This is a genomic window from Enterobacter genomosp. O, assembly GCF_001022965.1.
In the GTDB taxonomy this organism is placed as follows: domain Bacteria; phylum Pseudomonadota; class Gammaproteobacteria; order Enterobacterales; family Enterobacteriaceae; genus Enterobacter; species Enterobacter cloacae_L.
In genome coordinates, this window is record NZ_LECZ01000027.1 from 1,065,230 (window position 1) to 1,084,302 (window position 19,073).

Genomic DNA, 19,073 nt, shown 5'->3' on the forward strand with positions numbered 1-19,073 from the left:
AATTAAAGATCGACAAATTCGGCAATCGGTTCCATTCCACGCGACTCGAGGAAATCGAGCATGCGGCGCGGAGTCACGTTCAGGATTTGGGCTTCCGGGAAGTTAACGTCATCCAGTACTTTCAGACACTCGCTGAAATCACCCAGCGTAAACGCGGTATGGGAATCTGAGCCCAGCGCCACCATGCCGCCCGCATCACGCACGGCGGCGGCCACTTCGCGGCAGTTGGCTTCACTGCCCTTACGCGAGTGAACAAAGGAGGAGTTGTTAATCTCCAGCGCCACGCGGTGCTTCGCAGCCGCCTGCGCCACAGCCTGAATATCAATCGGGTACTTCGGGTTACCCGGATGACTAATAATATGTACGTTGCCGCTGGCAATGGTGGCAATCATCGCCGCGGTGTTGGTCTCTTTATCCTGGGGCGCAAAGACCGGCTCGTGAAAGCCGGCAAGAATCAGGTCAAGGGAGGTCAGCATCGGGCCGGTGCAGTCGATCTCACCGTCGGTATTTTTGATGTTCGCCTCAATGCCGCGCAGTATCCCAATGCCGTCCACCAGACGTGGCCAGATACGCATATTCACAAAATGCCAGTAGTGCGGCGCATCCGCCATGTCCGGGCCATGATCGGTGATCGCAAAAAGCTTGATGCCTTTGAGCTTCGCCTGGGCGATATAATCATGGAGGTTGCTATACGCGTGGGTACTGGCGACGGTGTGCATATGCAGGTCAACGGGATACATCATTCTCTCCTCTGCGGTTTTTCCAAAGGATAGCAGTTATCAGCGGCGAATATTAGCAAAAACCCGGCGAACGCCGGGTTTCTCTCAGTAGCCGCGCTGTCTGTCGACCTGGCCGGTGACCGCGTTGCCCTTTTCCATTTCGCTGATGGTATGGGATATATAGGCCACTGCTTCTGCCGGACGCGTCACGGCGGCCACGTGCGGGGTCATTGCCACGCGCGGGTGTGCCCACAGCGGACTTTCCGCCGGCAGCGGCTCGCGGCTGTAGACATCCAGCATGGCACCTTTTAGCTTTCCGCTGTCCAGCGCTTTCAGCAGATCGGCCTCGACCAGATGCACCCCGCGCGCCAGGTTCATCAGATAGCTCTCATCGGCCAACTGGCCGAGCAGGGCTTCATTGATGATCCCCACCGTTTCCGCCGTGTTTGGCAGCAGGTTGATGAGCACGCGCGTGCCGTTCAGAAAGGCCGGGAGTTCATCCGTTCCGGCAAAGCTCTCCACGCCCGGATAATCTTTGCGGCTGCGGCTCCAGCAGCGCAGCGGGAAGCCCCACGGGGCAAGGGCTTCAGCCACTTTTGAGCCCAGCACGCCGGCGCCGAGAATGCCGATGGTAAACTCATCACGCTGATAATCCGGCAGCGGCTCCCAGCGGGCCTGCTGCTTAAAGGCCTGATAATCATCAAAGCGGCGGAACCAGTGCAGCACCTGGCTCACGGCATATTCCTGCATTTGCTGGCCCATTCCGGTATCTTCCAGGCGGAACAGGGGAATCTCTTCCGGCAGCATTTCAGGGTGGGTCTTCAGCTTGCTCAGAATGGAATCCACGCCGGCTCCCAGGGCAAAAACGGCCTTCAGCTTACGACCCTGCAGCATTTCTACCGGCGGATGCCAGACCAGCGCGTAGTCTGCATGTTCGTTATCACCGCGCTTCCACTCGCGAACGCGTGCGCCGGGTAACGCCGCCGTAAGCGCCTTGATCCAGTAAGCCGTATCAAACGTGGGGTGATAGAAGAGTATATCCATAGTCATTCCTGCCTTTTATTGCGCTGATTTATTTTGCTTTTTAACTGGATTGTCAGCATAACAAATTTATTGCGCGTCTGTGTTGCTGATAAAAAAGGCGCTTTCAGCACATTTAAGAATCAGGTTGTCTGAAGTTTGTCTAAACGCGCTAAATTACTGAAAAAGTGAGTTGACGGCAGTTCGGCTTTTCCTTACATTAGCGCCCGTCCCGGTAACAACGGGATGACAATATGGTGAGGTGTCCGAGTGGCTGAAGGAGCACGCCTGGAAAGTGTGTATACGGCAACGTATCGGGGGTTCGAATCCCCCCCTCACCGCCATATTCGAGATGAGAGCTCGTACGAAAGTACGGGCTTTTTTCTTTTATATTCTCCGAAAGGGGGGGATGAGAATCCCCGACCGGGGTTCGACAACTGGCGACAGCCAGTTGGACAGACTGAGAGCGAAGCGAACAGGCTGCCCGCAGGGCGAGCGAAGCGAGTCAATCCCCCCCGGTGCTATATGCAGCTCGGTGCGGCCTGAGCCCCTCACCCTACCCCTCTCCCCAAGGGAGAGGGAAGTGCTACTCCTCCACCATCTTCGCATACTCTTCCGTCAGAAAATCCACCAGCGTTCTGACGGACGGCAGCAAACCGCGTCTGGAGGGATAAACGGCGTGAATCACTTCCCGCCGCGGTTCCCACGCCTCAAGCAGCCGAACCAGCTCCCCCGACGCCAGCTGATCCTTCACCATCAAAATCGGCAGCTGCACCACGCCGATGCCTGCCATCGCAGCTTCACGAAGCGCGAGCATATCGGTGGTGATCAGCCGGGGATGATAATGGATCTCCGCTCTGGCGCCGCCGGGGCCGGACAGTTCCCATTTATGGATATGTTTACCTTCATTCATGCTTAGCCCGGGCCAGGCGCTAAGTTCAGACGGGGCAACCGGTTCTCCCATGCGTTGAATCAACGCCGGACCGGCGACCAGACAATGCCCCCTGTCAGCCAGCACCCGTAACACCAGGTCGCTGTCATCAAACGGCCGCGGGCGCACGCGGATCGCGATATCCACCCCCTCACCCACCAGGTCTACCCGCCGGTTAGTCGCCTCAAGCTGAAGATTGATCCCGGGATAGCGCGCCATAAATCGCGCCAGCATCGGGCCAACGTGGACATGCAGCAGCGTTATTGGGCATGTGATCCTGACGATGCCGCGCGGTTCAGCCTGCAGCGCCGCCACGGCTTCCTCCGCGGCCTCCGCCTCCACCAGCATCGCTTTACAGTGCTGATAGAAGGTCTGCCCGACCTCGGTCACCGTGAATTGTCGGGTTGTGCGATGAATGAGCCGCACGCCAAGGCGCTCTTCAAGCTGCGCTATCCGGCGGCTTAGCCTGGACTTGGGCAGGTCAAGCGCCCTTCCCGCCGCCGCAAAGCCACCGTAGTCGACCACCTTCACAAACCAGACGAAGTCATTGAGATCCTGCATAAATCCTCATCGTTCTATTTTCTGAACAGTGAATGCCATTTTCACTATCTACCGGGATATTAACTCTGAATATAAGCTAATTACATCAACAGAACATCAGGAGTTAATCATGAAAAACGTAACAGGCGTTTATACCGCTCCTCGTCAGCACTGGGTTGGCGATGGTTTCCCGGTACGTTCAATGTTCTCTTATCAGACGCACGGCGAGCCGCTCAGCCCGTTCCTGCTGCTGGATTACGCGGGCCCGTACACCTTTCCCGCAGATGGTGCAAAACGCGGCGTAGGTCAGCACCCTCACAGGGGTTTCGAGACGGTCACCATCGTCTATTCCGGTGAAGTGGAGCACCGCGATTCTACGGGCGAAGGCGGCGTTATTGGCCCCGGCGACGTGCAGTGGATGACCGCAGGCGCAGGCATTTTGCACGAGGAGTTCCACTCCAGCGCGTTCTCGCAGAAGGGCGGGGAACTGAAAATGATGCAGCTTTGGGTCAACCTGCCGGCGAAAGACAAGATGGCGACGCCGGGCTACCAGAGCATCACGAAGGACGCGATCCCGGTGGTAACGCTACCGGACAACAGCGGCACCCTGCGGGTGATTGCCGGCCGCTACGACGCGGTTACCGGCCCAGCGCACACCTTCTCGCCGCTGAACGTCTGGGATATCACCCTGAATCAGGGCAGTCACGTCACGCTCAATCAGCCTGAAGGCTGGAGCACAGCGCTGGTTGTGCTTGAAGGCAGCGTCTCGGTGAACGGCACCGCTCAGGCGGGTGAAGCCCAGCTGGTCGTCCTGAGTCAGGAAGGCGACAAACTGCACCTGGAAGCCAGCAGCGATGCAAAAGTGCTGCTGATGGCCGGCGAGCCGCTGAATGAACCTATCGTGGGCTATGGCCCGTTTGTGATGAACAGTAAAACCGAAATCAACGAAGCCATTCGTGATTTCAACTCCGGCCGCTTCGGCCAGATCCGATCGTAATAAAGGAGAAGAAAATGTCTACACCTGCGAATTTTAATGGAGCACGTCCGGTCATTGATGTGAACGATGCGGTGATGCTGCTTATCGATCACCAGAGCGGTCTGTTCCAGACCGTTGGCGATATGCCAATGCCGGAACTGCGCGCCCGTGCGGCAGCGCTGGCAAAGATCGCTACCCTGGCGAAGATCCCGGTGATCACCACCGCCTCCGTCCCGCAAGGGCCGAACGGACCGCTTATTCCGGAGATCCACGCCAACGCGCCGCATGCGCAATATGTTGCCCGTAAAGGCGAGATCAACGCCTGGGATAACCCGGAGTTTGTGGCGGCGGTAAAAGCGACCGGACGCAAGACGTTGATTATTGCAGGCACGATCACCAGCGTCTGCATGGCCTTCCCGTCGATCAGCGCGGTGGCGGACGGGTATAAAGTCTTTGCGGTGATTGATGCCTCCGGCACCTACAGCAAAATGGCGCAGGAGATCACCCTGGCGCGCGTGGTGCAGGCCGGCGTAGTGCCGATGGATACGGCAGCGGTAGCCTCTGAGATCCAGCGGACATGGAACCGTGAAGATGCCGCAGAGTGGGCTGAGGTATACACCCACATCTTCCCGGCTTACCAGCTGCTGATTGAGAGCTACGGCAAAGCGCAGGAAGTGGTTAAAAACAGCGAAGTGCTCGATTCACAGCGTTAATCCCCTGCTCCACGGCGTAAAAACCGTGGAGCTGATTATTGCTTAACCGAACAGGCACTAAAGCTGAAAATCTGCTTGACCGTGTTAGCGCAACTCCCTATAGTAGCGCCCCGTTGCCCCCCCAAGCGGTCAGGCAGCAAAACAATATGGTGAGGTGTCCGAGTGGCTGAAGGAGCACGCCTGGAAAGTGTGTATACGGCAACGTATCGGGGGTTCGAATCCCCCCCTCACCGCCATATTTGAGATGAGAGCTCGTACGAAAGTACGGGCTTTTTTCTTTTGGATCGCCACCGTGGGATTCGCCCCTGGAACTCCCTGCGCTCTTCATGCCTGGTGGCGCTGCGCTTACCAGGCCTACGCGTAATGTAGGTCGGGTAAGCGCAGCGCCACCCGACATTATGCCCGCACAAAAAACAAAGCCCGGTTTCCCGGGCCTTGAACATAACAGCAAACTCAATAATACGCTTGCAGCGTGCGCTGACAGAGCGCCGAGCGCACGCAGTCATCTTTGGTGAAGCGTACCACCCCAATCATCTCATCTTCCTCAAAACGTGACATGGCGTCGCTCAGCCCGGATTTCACGCCGGACGGCAGGTCACATTGGGTAATATCGCCGTTAACGATAACCGTCACGTTCTCCCCGAGGCGCGTCAAAAACATCTTCATTTGCGCAGCGGTCACGTTCTGAGCCTCGTCAAGAATGACGACCGCATTTTCAAATGTACGTCCGCGCATATAGGCGAACGGCGCGATTTCCACCTTGCCAATCTCTGGTCGCAGGCAGTACTGCATAAAGGATGCGCCCAGACGTTTTACCAGTACGTCATAGACGGGCCTGAAGTACGGGGCAAACTTCTCCGAAATATCGCCGGGCAAGAAACCGAGATCTTCATCAGCCTGCAGTACAGGACGGGTAACAATGATTCTCTCCACGTCCTTATGGATCAGCGCTTCCGCCGCTTTGGCTGCACTAATCCAGGTTTTCCCGCATCCGGCTTCACCGGTTGCAAAGATGAGCTGTTTACTCTCGATAGCATTCAGGTAGTGCGCCTGAGCCTCATTGCGCGCCACAATTGGAGAATTATCACGGCTGTCTCGGGCCATGCCAATTGCTTCTACGCCACTCATCTGCACAAGCGAGGTGACCGATTCTTCTTCACGCTGTTTATGGCTACGTGAATCCCGTCTCAGCACACGTTTTGCTTCGCGACGAGCTTTGATCACTGCTTTTTGTCTTCCCATGGATAGCACCTTGAGTTGTTGGTATTCATCACACGCGCCAGCGTCGGCACGATTATGCGCACGAACATCAGAGGGTTGGCTTCCTTGTAAGCCATTGCTTGCTTTATCGGATGACGATACGGAACAGCTACGCGCACCGTTCTGCACGTCGGTCGAATCAGATTCTTGAGGGAGGGGGGAGAATTTAGTGGTGAGGAAATCGCTGCCGGAGTCTGAGCCTCCGCGCCGGGTGCTGCGGTTGTTATGTTTACCTTGTCCAGTACAGGACGCAACCATTCGCGATCTCCATAGTGATTCAGCATCACTGCCGGGAACTACCGCTGTCTTATCTTAAGTACATCAGGAGTTATCATAAATGCAACATTTATTTTACCTGAATGCAACTTTTAAGACTGTCCCTACAGGTGGAATCAGTCTCATATAGAAATATTACAGAAATATAACAGCAGGATAGTCATATGAAAAAATAATGTCCCCGCGAACAGTTGCGGGGACGATTATCAGGCTTCAATAAGACCCTGAGCGAGATATGCGTTGCTGTCACGCACGCCTGGCAGAGCAAAGAAATAGCCGCCGCCGATAGGTTTAATGTACTCTTCCAGCGCTTCGCCGTTTAAGCGCTTCTGCACGGTCAGGAAGCCCTTTTCCAGATCGTGCTGGTAGCAGACAAACAGCAGCCCCATGTCAAGCTGACCGGCGTTGGTCACCCCGAGGGAGTAGCTGTATCCGCGGCGCATCATCAGGCTGGACTGCGTCTCTTTGGTGCGCGGGTTAGCCAGACGAATATGGCTGTCCAGCGCAATCACGTCGCCATTCGGGTCGCTGGCGTAGTCGGGCACGTCATGCTCGTTCTTCATGCCGAGCGGCGCGCCGCTTTGCTTATCGCGACCGAAGATCGTCTGCTGCTCTTTGAGCGGCGTACGGTCCCAGAACTCGACGTGGAACTGAATGATTCGCACCGCCTGATAGCTTCCCCCCACCGCCCATGCCGGTTCGCCCTGATTTGCGGTTACCCACACCACGTCTTTCATCAGTGCAGCATCGCTGCTGTCCGGGTTGGCGGTGCCGTCCTTAAAGCCCAGCAGGTTCACCGGCGTCTCTTTCCCCTTGCTGCGGGCGGCATGGTCCGAGATAAACCCTTCCCGCTTCCAGCGCACGCTCAGCAGATCCGGCGTGTGCTTGATGATATCGCGCAGGGCGTGGATCACCGTGTCCTGGGTATTGGCGCAAATCTGCAGGAGCAGGTCGCCGTGACAGAGAGCGGCGTCCAGCGAATCGTTCGGGAAGCGCGTCATTTTTTGCAGCGCTTTCGGCTTCTGCTTTGCCAGGCCGTAGCGTGCATCAAACAGCGATTCACCCAGCGAAACGGTAATGGTCAGGTTATCCGGGGCGATAAACGGCCCCAGAATGCCGGAGTCCATCGGCGGCAGGCGCGGGTTTGGCGTATCGGGCGCCGGTCCGCCGGCGGTGAGAAACGCGATGCGCGTCGTCAGCAGGCGGAACAGGCGCGCCAGATCGGCTTTATCGCTGGCCAGCGAATCAAAGGCCACCAGCATCATCGACGCCTGCTGCGGCGTCAGGATGCCCGACTGATGCTCGCCATAAAACGGCTGCGTCTCCATGCGGGCATTGGGTGACAGCGTGCCGGGCGCGCTTTGCGGTTTCGCCGCATGCGCCACCGGACACCCGCCAGCCAGAGCAAGCGCGCCACCCAGCGCCCCTACCCCTTTTAACAATCGACGACGTGAAGGCTCAACCGCGTCGTTCTCGCTATGCTTGTTCATCGTGCTTAGTCCAGACCCAGTACGCCACGCAGCAGAGAGAGATCTTCCGCCAGGGCGGTAATCGGGCCTTTCAGCGCGTTACGGTCGGCATCGGTCAGCTTGTCGTAAGTTTCAAAGCCGTCTTTGGTACGGTACTTCGCCAGAATGGTGTCGACTTTTTTGAAGTTGGCATCCACTTTAGCCAGCAGCTCACCGTTCTCTTTCTGCAGCTGAGGACGCAGCAGGTTAACAATTTTCTGCGCGCCGTCGACGTTGGCCTGGAAGTCCCACAGGTCGGTATGGCTGTAGCGATCCTCTTCGCCGCTGATTTTGCTCGCGGCCACTTCTTCAATCAGACCGGCCGCGCCCCCCACCACTTTTGACGGCGGGAAGGCCAGCTCGCTGATGCGCTTTTGCAGCTCCAGCACGTCGCCGTTCAGCTGATCGGCATATTTCTCCATCCCTTTGGCAGAATTATCGCCAAACAGGGCTTTCTCCAGCCGGTGGAAACCGGTGAATTTCGGATCGGCGGCTTTCTGCTCGAAATCATCTTCGCGGGCATCGATGCTGCCATCGAGGTCAGAGAACAGCTCGGCAATCGGCTCGATGCGCTCGTAGTGCTGACGAGTTGGCGCATAGAGGGATTTCGCTTTTTCGATGTCACCGGCTTTCACCGCATCGGTAAAGGCTTTGGTTGCCGCCGCCAGGTCCGCCGTCTCTTTCGTGACATACGCCTTATACGCGGTAATGGCATCACCCAGGCTCAGCACCGCAGCGCCTTTCGCCGCATCAGCCGTTGCTTCACCTTTGACGATCAGCTTCCCTTTAGGGTTGGTCAGCAGGCCGCAGGTCATCTCATACTCGCCCGGCTGCAGGTTGGCGGTCATCTTCTGGCTGAAGCCAGGGGCGATGTTTTCGCGCTCTTCCACCACCAGAACGCCTTTCAGGATCTCCCATTCCAGCGCTTTCTGGCTGTGGTTCTGAATAATGAACTGGGTTTTGCCGCTGTTCACCGTGAGGGTCATCGGCTCACACTGCTTGTCATTGACGGTGACTTTAACCTGAGGAACATCCGCGCCCCATGCGGAGAATGCAGAAGCGAACAGCGCGGCAATGCCTGCGCATAACGCACTACGACGGAACTGAATTGCCATGACTCTTCCCTTTAAAAGTATGTTGTAACTAAATCAACTATTATGGCGTAACGCGTGACGCCTGCGTGCCGGTACGCGGCGGCATTGCGAACAGCACCAGCGCCGGAACCAGATAAATAAAGTACATCGCCACTTCGCTGACGCTCGGCGTTTCCTGATAGCCGAAGATACCTTCGAGCAGGGTGCCGGTCAGAGAGTGCGTGGAGAGAACGTTGCTGAGGTCGAACGCCACGTCCTGGAAATGGTTCCACAGGCCCGCTTCATGGACGGCGCGGATCGCCCCTGCCGCCAGGCCCGCAGCCACCAGCAGAATAAACAGGCTGGTCCACTTGAAGAACGCCCCCAGGTTCAGGCGAATACCGCCCCAGTAGAGCAGGAAACCGAGCACCACTGCCGTGGCAAGACCCAGCACGGCACCCAGCGGTGGCCAGATCCCCACATCCTGCTGAAACGCCGCCAGCAGGAAGAAAACAGACTCCAGGCCTTCACGCGCAACGGCGAAAAAGACCATCATAATCAGCGCCCAGCCGTGGTTGTTGCCCTTTTGCAGCGCGTTATCCACCGCCTGCTCCAGCTGCACCTTCACGTTGCGGGAGACTTTACGCATCCAGAACACCATCCAGGTAAGGATCACCACCGCAATCACGGCGACGATCCCTTCGAACAGCTCCTGCTCTTTCTGCGGGAACTCCCCGGTGGTTTCGTTGATGAGGATACCCAGGCCCAGACAGAGCGCCGCGGCAAGGAATACCCCGACCCACATGACGCCAATCCAGCGCCCGCGCTGGGTTCGCTTCAGGTAACTGGCGATTAGGCTAACGATAAGGGCGGCTTCGAGCCCTTCACGTAACATAATGAGAAATGGAACAAACATGCCGACACCTTAAATGTTTATCGCGGTCAACTGATGCAAAGAAAGGTAAATTCTTGTGATAGTGATTATCATTACGGCGTAAAGAAACACAAGCGAAATATGTGGTGTTTTGATGACGAGTTGTAAACGCCAAGCCTGATAATAGTTACCTACGTAACGTTCAAGTTTATAAGTTATAACGAAAATGCCCATTTACGCTGATTCAGGGCTGTGGCTAAATATCCGCCTCAAACACCTGGTGAAAATAAATTATGTTTAAAATTGTCCATTTCCTGCTGGCGCTGGTCATTATTCTTGCGCTTGCCTGGCTGGTGAGTTTCGACCGCCGAAAAATTCGCATTCGTTTTGTTTTACAGCTGATTGTCATAGAAATTGCCCTGGCGTTCTTTTTCCTGCACGCCGAAAGCGGGTTATTCCTGATTAAATACGTCTCGGGATTTTTTGAGTCACTGCTTAAATTTGCCGGCGAAGGCACCAATTTCGTCTTTGGCGGAATGGGGGAAAAAGGGCTGGCGTTCATTTTCCTCGGCGTGCTTTGCCCGATTATTTTTATTTCCGCGCTGATTGGTATTCTTCAGCACTGGCGAATTCTGCCGATTTTTATTCGGGTAATCGGCACGCTGCTGTCAAAACTGAACGGTATGGGCAAGCTGGAATCCTTTAACGCGGTGAGTTCGCTGATCCTCGGTCAGTCGGAAAACTTCATTGCCTACAAAGGCGTGCTGGGCGATCTCTCCTCTCGTCGTCTGTTCACCATGGCGGCCACGGCAATGTCGACGGTCTCCCTGTCGATTGTCGGCGCGTATATGACCATGCTCGACGCCAAATTTGTCGTCGCGGCGCTGATTCTGAACATGTTCAGCACCTTTATTATTCTCTCCGTCATCAACCCGGCGCGCCCGGAAGCGGAGCCGGATATCCGGCTTGAAAAACTGCATGAATCGCAGAGTTTCTTCGAGATGCTCGGCGAGTATATTCTGGCCGGTTTTAAAGTGGCGATGATTATTCTGGCGATGCTGATTGGCTTTATCGCCCTTATTAGCGCCGTTAACGCACTCTTCTCCAGCGTATTTGGCATGAGCTTCCAGCAGATCCTGGGCTATGTATTTTATCCCCTGGCGTGGCTGGTGGGGATTCCGCTGAGCGATGCCTTAAACGCGGGCAGCATTATGGCAACCAAACTGGTAGCGAATGAATTTGTGGCGATGATTGAGCTGCAAAAAATAGCGCATCAGATGTCGCCGCGCGGGCTGGGTATTTTATCCGTCTTCCTGGTATCGTTCGCGAACTTCGCATCAATCGGCATTGTGGCCGGGGCGATTAAGGGCCTGAACGAGCAGCAGGGGAACGTGGTATCGCGTTTCGGTCTGCGTCTGGTGTACGGCGCGACGCTGGTGAGCCTGCTGTCGGCGAGCTTTGCGGGGTTGGTGCTGTGATGTAATGCCCGGCGGCACTTCGCTTGCACGGGCCTACGATACAACAACGGCGGGTTATCCCGCCGTTTTTATTAGAACTGCACGCACACCGGCTGGTCGACGCGCATCACCGACTCCTGCGCGAAGCGGGACTTATAAATCCCGCGCAACGCTTCGATGTTCTTCTCGCTCTGCGCATCTTTACCGTGGATCAGCATCAGCGCTTTGCTGGGCTCGCGCGCCACTTTTCCGTCGTTCCCCAGCCACTGCCCGCGCGCGTCAAACACCGTTAAGCCATCGCGAAAGCGTGGCGTCACGTCCTGGTCAACAAACTGCTGCCACTCGTTGCCGGTAATCTGCGCCCCGGCCGGACGATTCAGTCCGAAATAGAGCGTGGTTTGCTGCATCTGGTTATCCGCTTTGCAGGTCTCCACCGCCGCGTGCTGCGATGGCGCGGTGCAGCCAGCCAGCATCAATAATGCCGCCGTCATTAACCCTGTTTTGATTGTCATGCTTCGCTATCCTCATTGTTATAAGCACATGGATATCACAGGAAAACACGGATTTTGGCAAGAAAAAAGCCGGGTGCGCTTGCGCTTACCCGGCCTACGGTGTTCCGTGTGAAAAATTATTCAGGCTGCAGCTTAGACGGCGGCGCGGAGTGGTAATGCGCGTCTGCTTCAGCAAAGCGTTTCTGCATAGAGGCAGACGGCGCTTTACCCAGCAGGCTGAAGACCACGATGCCGATGCTGCCGAAGATGAAGCCAGGAATGATTTCGTACAGGCCCAGCCAGGCGAACTGCTTCCAGACGATAACGGTCACCGCACCGATAATCATCCCCGCCAGCGCGCCGTTCCGGGTCATACGTGACCACATGACGGAGAACAGCACTACCGGACCAAATGCCGCACCAAAGCCCGCCCAGGCGTAGCTCACCAGACCCAGCACGCGGTTATTCGGGTTGGCCGCCAGCGCGATGGCAATCAGCGCCACCACCAGCACCATGAAGCGCCCTACCCAGACCAGCTCTTTCTGGCTCGCGTTTTTACGCAGGAAAGCTTTGTAGAGGTCTTCGGTGATCGCGCTGGAGCAGACCAGCAGCTGACAGCTCAGGGTGGACATCACCGCCGCGAGGATCGCGGAGAGCAGAATACCGGCAATCCACGGGTTAAACAGAATCTGCGCCAGCTCGATAAACACGCGTTCGGCGTTCTGGTTGACCGCGCCCGCCTGCGCCGGGTTGTTGTTGAAGTAGGCGATACCGAAGAAGCCTACCGCACACGCGCCCGCCAGACACAAAATCATCCACGTCATGCTGATGCGACGGGCATGAACGATGGTGTGGTGAGAATCCGCCGCCATAAAGCGTGCCAGGATATGCGGCTGACCGAAGTAGCCCAGTCCCCAGCCCATCAGGGAGACGATGGCGACAAAGTTCAGCCCTTTCAGCATGTCGACGTTTTCAATGCTCTTCTGCTTAATCACTTCCAGGGAATCGCCAAAGCCGCCAACGGTGAAAATCACAATCACCGGAGTCAGGATCAGGGCGAAGATCATCAGGCTCGCCTGCACGGTATCGGTCCAGCTTACCGCCAGGAAACCGCCCACGAAGGTATAGAGGATGGTCGCCGCTGCACCGGCCCACAGGGCGGTTTCGTAGCTCATGCCAAAGGTGCTTTCGAACAGGCGCGCGCCGGCCACGATGCCGGAGGCACAGTAGATAGTGAAGAACAGCAGAATAACCACCGCGGAGATAATGCGCAGAACGCGGCTGTTGTCCTCAAAGCGTCCGGTGAAGTAGTCCGGCAGCGTCAGGGCGTTGTTGTTGGCCTCGGTGTGCACGCGCAGACGGCCCGCCACCAGCTTCCAGTTAATCCATGCGCCCACGGTCAGACCGATGGCGATCCAGCTTTCAGAGATACCGGAGATGAAAATCGCGCCCGGCAGACCCATCAGCAGCCAGCCGCTCATGTCCGATGCGCCCGCAGAGAGTGCGGTGACCATCGGGCCTAAACTGCGTCCGCCCAGAATGTAGTCGTCAAAGTTTTTCGTTGAACGCCACGCCAAAAACCCTATCAGGATCATGCCAAAGATATAAACGAGAAATGTCACCAGCATCGGTGTGCTAATTGCCATTCAAATTCTCCAAAAGTGTCGAGCGACAACCGTCCGGGTTGCCTTGTTATATGATCACCGGAACGAGGTGACGGTATCTTGTGTTTCGGTTGGGCGCGCTATCCTGCCGTATGCGCCTTCCGCTGACAAACGATTTAACACTGCATTTACATCAATTTCATCCCTGGTTTGATACGAGTTTCCTATAGGTTGCACTCGCTCACGCTTTTGTGGGTTGCACCTTTTAAAAGTGTTAACTCCCGCATAAAAACAGGCTTCCCGTACAAATGCCAGTGCGTTTTTCCAGCTAACCATTCGTTAACAATCCATTCATTTCCTGGGTTGCAAACCAGGTCACATTTAACACGGTTGCACAAAGTTGCAACATGGTGGATATTTCACGCTAACGACCAAACACGATGAAAGAACAACAGGAGCTTTGGCATGGGTATGACCACCATGGGGGTTAAGCTGGATGACGCCACCCGCGAACGGATTAAGACCGCAGCAACCCGCATTGACCGCACGCCGCACTGGTTAATTAAGCAGGCGATTTTTAACTATCTCGAAAGACTCGAGAGCGATGAGGGCCTGCCGGAGCTGCCTGCCCTGCTGGCCGGCGCGGCCAATGAAAGCGAGGAGACCCCGACCGCTGGCGACGAAAACCACCAGCCGTTCCTCGAGTTCGCCGAGCAGATCCTGCCGCAGTCCGTCAGCCGTGCCGCCATTACCGGCGCATACCGTCGCGCCGAAACCGACGCCGTACCGATGCTGCTGGAGCAGGCCCGCCTGCCCGAGGCGATTGCCGCTCAGGCGCACAGCCTGGCGTACCAGCTTGCCGACAAGCTGCGTAACCAGAAAACCGCCACCGGCCGCGCCGGCATGGTTCAGGGATTGCTACAGGAGTTCTCCCTCTCGTCTCAGGAAGGCGTGGCGCTGATGTGCCTGGCGGAAGCGCTGCTGCGTATTCCGGATAAAGCCACCCGCGACGCGCTGATCCGCGACAAGATCAGCAACGGCAACTGGCATTCCCACATTGGCCGCAGCCCGTCGCTGTTCGTCAACGCCGCGACCTGGGGCCTGCTGTTTACCGGCAGACTGGTCTCGACCCACAACGAAGCCAACCTCTCCCGCTCCCTGAACCGCATTATCGGCAAGAGCGGCGAGCCGCTGATCCGCAAAGGCGTGGACATGGCGATGCGCCTGATGGGCGAGCAGTTTGTGACCGGGGAAACCATTGCCGAAGCGCTGGCGAACGCCCGCAAGCTGGAAGATAAAGGTTTCCGCTACTCCTACGACATGCTGGGCGAAGCGGCCCTGACCGCCGCCGACGCGCAGGCCTATATGGTCTCTTACCAGCAGGCGATCCACGCCATCGGTAAAGCGTCTAACGGTCGCGGTATTTATGAAGGCCCGGGCATCTCCATTAAGCTCTCCGCCCTGCACCCGCGCTACAGCCGCGCGCAGTACGACCGGGTGATGGAAGAGCTCTACCCGCGCCTGAAGTCCCTGACCCTGCTGGCGCGCCAGTATGACATCGGCATCAACATCGACGCCGAAGAGGCCGACCGCCTGGAGATCTCCCTCGATCTGCTGGAAAAACTGTGCTTCGAGCCGGAGCTGGCAGGCTGGAACGGCATCGGCTTCGTGATCCAGGCCTACCAGAAGCGCTGCCCGTTCGTCATTGATTACCTGATTGACCTGGCCAGCCGCAGCCGTCGCCGCCTGATGATCCGTCTGGTGAAGGGCGCCTACTGGGACAGCGAAATCAAACGCGCCCAGATGGAAGGGCTGGAAGGCTATCCGGTCTATACCCGCAAGGTTTACACCGACGTCTCTTACCTCGCCTGCGCGAAAAAGCTGCTCGGCGTGCCGAACCTGATCTATCCGCAGTTCGCCACCCACAACGCCCACACCCTGGCGGCGATCTACAGCCTGGCCGGGCAGAACTACTACCCGGGCCAGTACGAGTTCCAGTGCCTGCACGGCATGGGTGAACCGCTGTACGAGCAGGTCACCGGTAAAGTGGCGGACGGCAAGCTGAACCGCCCGTGCCGTATTTACGCCCCGGTAGGTACTCACGAAACCCTGTTGGCCTACCTGGTGCGTCGCCTGCTGGAAAACGGCGCGAACACCTCCTTCGTTAACCGCATCGCCGACACCACCCTGCCGCTGGACGAGCTGGTTGCCGATCCGGTGCAGGCCGTAGAGAAGATGGCGGCGCAGGAAGGCCAGATTGGCCTGCCGCATCCGAAGATTGCCCTGCCGCGCGAGCTGTATGGCGCAGGCCGCGTCAACTCGGCGGGTCTGGATCTCGCCAACGAACACCGTCTGGCGTCGCTCTCCTCTGCCCTGCTCAACAGCGCGCTGCAGAAATGGCAGGCCAAACCGATTCTGGAGCAGCCGGTTGCTGACGGCGAAATGCAGCCAGTCATTAACCCGGCGGAGCCAAAAGACATCGTCGGCTACGTGCGTGAAGCCACCGAAGCGGAAGTGGATCAGGCCCTGGACAGCGCGGTGAACAACGCCCCTATCTGGTTTGCCACGCCGCCGCAGGAGCGCGCCGCCATTCTGGAACGCGCCGCGGTGCTGATGGAAGATCAGATGCAACAGCTCATCGGCATTCTGGTGCGCGAAGCGGGTAAAACCTTCAGCAACGCCATCGCCGAAGTGCGCGAGGCCGTCGATTTCCTGCATTACTACGCGGGTCAGGTTCGCGATGACTTCGATAACGAAACCCACCGTCCGCTTGGCCCGGTCGTGTGTATCAGCCCGTGGAACTTCCCGCTGGCGATCTTCACCGGCCAGATTGCCGCCGCCCTGGCCGCAGGCAACAGCGTGCTGGCCAAGCCGGCAGAGCAAACCCCGCTGATTGCCGCACAGGGCATCAACATTCTTCTGGAAGCCGGCGTGCCGGCGGGCGTGGTCCAGCTGCTGCCGGGCCGCGGTGAAACGGTCGGCGCTAAGCTGACCGCGGATAACCGCGTGCGCGGCGTGATGTTTACCGGCTCGACCGAAGTGGCCTCTCTGCTGCAGCGCAATATCGCTACCCGCCTGGATGCGCAGGGTCGCCCGACCCCGCTCATCGCGGAAACCGGCGGCATGAACGCCATGATCGTTGACTCCTCCGCGCTTACCGAGCAGGTGGTGGTTGACGTGCTGGCCTCCGCCTTCGACAGCGCCGGTCAGCGCTGCTCCGCCCTGCGCGTGCTGTGCCTGCAGGATGACGTGGCCGACCACACCCTGAAGATGCTGCGCGGCGCGATGGCCGAATGCCGCATGGGCAACCCGGGCCGTCTCACCACCGACATCGGGCCGGTGATCGACGCGGAAGCCAAAGCCAATATCGAAAACCACATTCAGGCCATGCGCGCGAAGGGCCGTCCGGTGTTCCAGGCGGTGCGTGAAAACAGTGAAGATACCCGCGAGTGGCGTACCGGCACCTTTGTGCCGCCAACGCTGATTGAGCTGGCGAGCTTCGACGAGCTGAAAAAAGAGGTCTTCGGCCCGGTCCTGCACGTGGTGCGCTACAACCGCAACAACCTGAACGCGCTGATCGACCAGATCAACGCCTCCGGCTATGGCCTGACGCTCGGGGTGCATACCCGTATCGACGAGACCATCGCGCAGGTGACCGGCAGCGCCAAAGTGGGCAACCTGTACGTTAACCGCAACATGGTCGGCGCGGTCGTGGGCGTGCAGCCGTTCGGCGGCGAAGGCCTTTCCGGCACCGGTCCGAAGGCGGGCGGTCCGCTCTACCTGTACCGCCTGCTGGCGAACCGTCCGGAGAACGCGCTGGGCGTAACGCTGGCGCGTCAGGATGTGGACTATCCGGTGGATGCGCAGCTGAAAACCGTGCTGACCCAGCCGCTGGAAGCCCTCATCACATGGGCGGAAAAACGTCCTGAACTGCGTAGCCTCGCGCAGCAGTACGGCGAGCTGGCGCAGGCAGGCACGCAGCGTCTGCTCCCGGGGCCAACCGGCGAGCGCAATACCTGGACGCTGATGCCGCGCGAGCGCGTGCTGTGCGTGGCGGATAACGAGCAGGACGCGCTGGTCCAGCTGGCCGCAGCTATGGCAACCGGCTGTGAAGTGCTGTGGCCGGAAGATGCGCTGCACCGCGACCTGGCAAAACAGCTGCCGAAAGCGGTCTCTGCCCGCATTCACTTCGCGAAGGCCGATGCACTGCTGACGCAGCCGTTTGACGCCGTGATTTATCACGGTGATTCTGACCAGCTGCGCGAACTGTGCGAGCAGGTTGCGGCCCGCAACGGGCCGATTGTTTCGGTGCAGGGCTTCGCCCGCGGTGAAACCAACCTGCTGCTGGAGCGTCTGTACGTGGAACGCTCGCTCAGCGTCAATACCGCGGCGGCAGGCGGTAACGCCAGCCTGATGACAATAGGCTAACGCTGTGCTAATAAGGCTCCGGAGACGGAGCCTTATTTTATTGGGGAGTATATGAAACGATATCTTATCGCCAGTGCAGCACTGCTGCTGAGCGCCAGCGCGCTGGCCGACGAGTGCGACAAAGCGACCACCCAGCTTGAGCTGAATACCTGCAGCGCGCAGCAGTACCAGGCTGCCGATAAAAAGCTCAACCAGACGTACCAGGCCGCCATCAAGCGCGCGGCAGCCCCTCAGCGCGATCTGCTGAAAAAAGCGCAGCAGGCGTGGATCGCCCTGCGCGACGCGGACTGCGCGTTTATCGGTTCGGGGACGGAGGGCGGGAGCGTTCAGCCAATGATTATTAACCAGTGCCTGGCGGAAAAAACCGCGGAGCGCGAAGCGTTTCTGGCCTCGCTGATGCAGTGTGAAGAGGGCGACTTAAGCTGCCCTCTCCCGCCGGGCTGATGAGGCACGGAACTATTCCCTCCCCCCTTTGGGGAGAGGGTTAGGGTGAGGGAAACTAACGCACGCGGATCCCTTCGATAATCATCCGCTGCACGTTTTCCAGGGTGCTGTGGAAAAACGCCTCGTCCTGGAGCGTTTTACCGGTCACCGCTTCAACCTGGGCCGCAAAGTCAGCGTAATGCTGGGTGGAGGCCCAAATCATAAAGATCAGATGATGCGGGTCGACCGGAGCCAGCTTTCCGCTGGCGACCCATCCGGCAATAATGGCCGACTTATCGTCAACCAGCTGCTTTAAATCTCCGGTGAGTTCCGCCTGCAACAGCGGCGCACCCTGCAGCATCTCAAGACAAAACAGCCGGGACGCCTGCGGGTAATCGCGCGACACCTCAAGCTTCAGGCGAATGTACTCCCTGATAGCCACCAGCGGGGTAAATTCCTGACGAAAGGCTTTGAGCGGCGCCAGCCAGATATCAAGGATCTGCTGCATTACCGCCACGTAGAGCGCCTCTTTTGACGGGTAGTAATACAGCAGATTGGTTTTGGACACCCCTGCCTGCTCCGCCACCTGCTCCAGCCGCGTGCCGTGAATGCCAAACTGTGAAAAAGTCTCCAGCGCCGCGCTGAGAATGGCCTGTTTTTTGGCACTCACCGCCTGCGAACGTTTGCCTGGTGTTTTCACTGCGCCTTGCGTCATTCCCGCTCTCCTTATTGGTTTGCCATAGCATAGCAAAAGCCCTGCTTTCTCACGACATTTTGGGG

General features: G+C 57.9%; 15 protein-coding genes and 2 tRNA genes. 7 read left to right on the top strand and 10 right to left on the bottom strand.

Going from position 1 to position 19,073, the window contains the following annotated elements; genetic code table 11:
* Window positions 1-2: 2 nt before the first annotated feature.
* Window positions 3-740 (bottom strand): phosphatase, encoded by a 738-nt coding sequence (locus tag ABR39_RS23915; protein WP_047349033.1) that lies wholly within the window; start codon window positions 738-740, stop codon window positions 3-5.
* Between the two features lie 84 nt (window positions 741-824).
* Window positions 825-1,763, bottom strand: a complete 939-nt coding sequence (gene ghrA, locus ABR39_RS23920) for a glyoxylate/hydroxypyruvate reductase GhrA (protein ID WP_047349034.1) — start codon at window positions 1,761-1,763, stop codon at window positions 825-827.
* A 232-nt stretch (window positions 1,764-1,995) separates the two neighbouring features.
* Between ghrA and ABR39_RS23925 the strand changes: the two genes are divergently transcribed.
* Window positions 1,996-2,083, top strand: a tRNA-Ser gene (locus ABR39_RS23925).
* Between the two features lie 242 nt (window positions 2,084-2,325).
* Here the strand turns inward: ABR39_RS23925 and ABR39_RS23930 are convergent.
* The gene (locus ABR39_RS23930) at window positions 2,326-3,231 is read right to left on the bottom strand and encodes a LysR family transcriptional regulator (protein ID WP_047349035.1); all 906 of its coding nucleotides are present in this window, start codon (window positions 3,229-3,231) and stop codon (window positions 2,326-2,328) included.
* Between the two features lie 109 nt (window positions 3,232-3,340).
* Here ABR39_RS23930 and ABR39_RS23935 point away from each other — a divergent pair, with 109 nt between their 5' ends.
* The 3 genes from ABR39_RS23935 to ABR39_RS23945 all read left to right on the top strand — a co-directional run bounded on the left by ABR39_RS23935 (window position 3,341) and on the right by ABR39_RS23945 (window position 5,135).
* Window positions 3,341-4,207, top strand: a complete 867-nt coding sequence (locus tag ABR39_RS23935; RefSeq protein ID WP_047349036.1) for a pirin family protein — start codon at window positions 3,341-3,343, stop codon at window positions 4,205-4,207.
* Between the two features lie 14 nt (window positions 4,208-4,221).
* Window positions 4,222-4,899 carry an isochorismatase family protein gene (locus ABR39_RS23940; protein WP_025755865.1) on the top strand — a complete coding sequence of 226 codons (678 nt, stop codon included), beginning with the start codon at window positions 4,222-4,224 and terminating at the stop codon, window positions 4,897-4,899.
* A 148-nt stretch (window positions 4,900-5,047) separates the two neighbouring features.
* Window positions 5,048-5,135, top strand: a tRNA-Ser gene (locus ABR39_RS23945).
* Window positions 5,136-5,352: 217 nt separating this feature from the next.
* On the opposite strand, the gene phoH is transcribed toward ABR39_RS23945, so the two are convergent.
* From phoH to efeU, 4 genes are all read right to left on the bottom strand, one after another.
* A complete protein-coding gene (gene phoH / locus ABR39_RS23950) occupies window positions 5,353-6,141 on the bottom strand; it encodes a phosphate starvation-inducible protein PhoH (protein ID WP_008503509.1) in 789 nt (262 codons plus the stop codon).
* A gap of 500 nt (window positions 6,142-6,641) precedes the next feature.
* Window positions 6,642-7,925 (bottom strand): iron uptake transporter deferrochelatase/peroxidase subunit, encoded by a 1,284-nt coding sequence (gene efeB / locus ABR39_RS23955; protein WP_047349037.1) that lies wholly within the window; start codon window positions 7,923-7,925, stop codon window positions 6,642-6,644.
* 5 nt (window positions 7,926-7,930) lie between these two features.
* On the bottom strand, window positions 7,931-9,058 hold the full coding sequence (gene efeO / locus ABR39_RS23960) for an iron uptake system protein EfeO (protein ID WP_047349038.1): 1,128 nt from the start codon (window positions 9,056-9,058) through the stop codon (window positions 7,931-7,933).
* Between the two features lie 40 nt (window positions 9,059-9,098).
* Window positions 9,099-9,932, bottom strand: a complete 834-nt coding sequence (gene efeU / locus ABR39_RS23965; RefSeq protein WP_047349039.1) for an iron uptake transporter permease EfeU — start codon at window positions 9,930-9,932, stop codon at window positions 9,099-9,101.
* A 251-nt stretch (window positions 9,933-10,183) separates the two neighbouring features.
* Here efeU and ABR39_RS23970 point away from each other — a divergent pair, with 251 nt between their 5' ends.
* Window positions 10,184-11,368 (top strand): NupC/NupG family nucleoside CNT transporter, encoded by a 1,185-nt coding sequence (locus ABR39_RS23970; RefSeq protein WP_032638697.1) that lies wholly within the window; start codon window positions 10,184-10,186, stop codon window positions 11,366-11,368.
* Window positions 11,369-11,439: 71 nt separating this feature from the next.
* Here the strand turns inward: ABR39_RS23970 and ABR39_RS23975 are convergent, their stop codons facing one another.
* Window positions 11,440-11,859 carry a DUF3574 domain-containing protein gene (locus ABR39_RS23975; protein ID WP_047349040.1) on the bottom strand — a complete coding sequence of 140 codons (420 nt, stop codon included), beginning with the start codon at window positions 11,857-11,859 and terminating at the stop codon, window positions 11,440-11,442.
* Between the two features lie 116 nt (window positions 11,860-11,975).
* Entirely contained in the window at window positions 11,976-13,484 is a 1,509-nt protein-coding gene (putP, locus tag ABR39_RS23980; protein WP_047349041.1) for a sodium/proline symporter PutP, read from the bottom strand.
* A gap of 423 nt (window positions 13,485-13,907) precedes the next feature.
* On the opposite strand from putP, the gene putA reads away from it, so the two are divergent.
* Together putA and ABR39_RS23990 are read left to right on the top strand one after the other, a co-directional pair.
* Window positions 13,908-17,870 (top strand): trifunctional transcriptional regulator/proline dehydrogenase/L-glutamate gamma-semialdehyde dehydrogenase, encoded by a 3,963-nt coding sequence (gene putA, locus ABR39_RS23985; protein ID WP_047349042.1) that lies wholly within the window; start codon window positions 13,908-13,910, stop codon window positions 17,868-17,870.
* Between the two features lie 51 nt (window positions 17,871-17,921).
* On the top strand, window positions 17,922-18,314 hold the full coding sequence (locus ABR39_RS23990; protein WP_047349043.1) for a lysozyme inhibitor LprI family protein: 393 nt from the start codon (window positions 17,922-17,924) through the stop codon (window positions 18,312-18,314).
* 55 nt (window positions 18,315-18,369) lie between these two features.
* Here the strand turns inward: ABR39_RS23990 and rutR are convergent, their stop codons facing one another.
* Entirely contained in the window at window positions 18,370-19,008 is a 639-nt protein-coding gene (gene rutR / locus ABR39_RS23995) for an HTH-type transcriptional regulator RutR (RefSeq protein WP_047349044.1), read from the bottom strand.
* Window positions 19,009-19,073: the final 65 nt, after the last annotated feature.

Excerpts from the sequence above, each read along its gene's own strand:
- putP (WP_047349041.1), bottom strand. The coding sequence starts at position 13,484 with ATGGCAATTAGCACACCGATGCTGGTGACATTTCTCGTTTATATCTTT.
- ABR39_RS23990 (WP_047349043.1), top strand. The coding sequence starts at position 17,922 with ATGAAACGATATCTTATCGCCAGTGCAGCACTGCTGCTGAGCGCCAGC.
- ABR39_RS23970 (WP_032638697.1), top strand. The coding sequence starts at position 10,184 with ATGTTTAAAATTGTCCATTTCCTGCTGGCGCTGGTCATTATTCTTGCG.
- ABR39_RS23940 (WP_025755865.1), top strand. The coding sequence starts at position 4,222 with ATGTCTACACCTGCGAATTTTAATGGAGCACGTCCGGTCATTGATGTG.
- efeB (WP_047349037.1), bottom strand. The coding sequence starts at position 7,925 with ATGAACAAGCATAGCGAGAACGACGCGGTTGAGCCTTCACGTCGTCGA.
- efeO (WP_047349038.1), bottom strand. The coding sequence starts at position 9,058 with ATGGCAATTCAGTTCCGTCGTAGTGCGTTATGCGCAGGCATTGCCGCG.
- putA (WP_047349042.1), top strand. The coding sequence starts at position 13,908 with ATGGGTATGACCACCATGGGGGTTAAGCTGGATGACGCCACCCGCGAA.
- ghrA (WP_047349034.1), bottom strand. The coding sequence starts at position 1,763 with ATGGATATACTCTTCTATCACCCCACGTTTGATACGGCTTACTGGATC.
- ABR39_RS23930 (WP_047349035.1), bottom strand. The coding sequence starts at position 3,231 with ATGCAGGATCTCAATGACTTCGTCTGGTTTGTGAAGGTGGTCGACTAC.
- phoH (WP_008503509.1), bottom strand. The coding sequence starts at position 6,141 with ATGGGAAGACAAAAAGCAGTGATCAAAGCTCGTCGCGAAGCAAAACGT.
- efeU (WP_047349039.1), bottom strand. The coding sequence starts at position 9,932 with ATGTTTGTTCCATTTCTCATTATGTTACGTGAAGGGCTCGAAGCCGCC.
- rutR (WP_047349044.1), bottom strand. The coding sequence starts at position 19,008 with ATGACGCAAGGCGCAGTGAAAACACCAGGCAAACGTTCGCAGGCGGTG.
- ABR39_RS23915 (WP_047349033.1), bottom strand. The coding sequence starts at position 740 with ATGTATCCCGTTGACCTGCATATGCACACCGTCGCCAGTACCCACGCG.
- ABR39_RS23935 (WP_047349036.1), top strand. The coding sequence starts at position 3,341 with ATGAAAAACGTAACAGGCGTTTATACCGCTCCTCGTCAGCACTGGGTT.
- ABR39_RS23975 (WP_047349040.1), bottom strand. The coding sequence starts at position 11,859 with ATGACAATCAAAACAGGGTTAATGACGGCGGCATTATTGATGCTGGCT.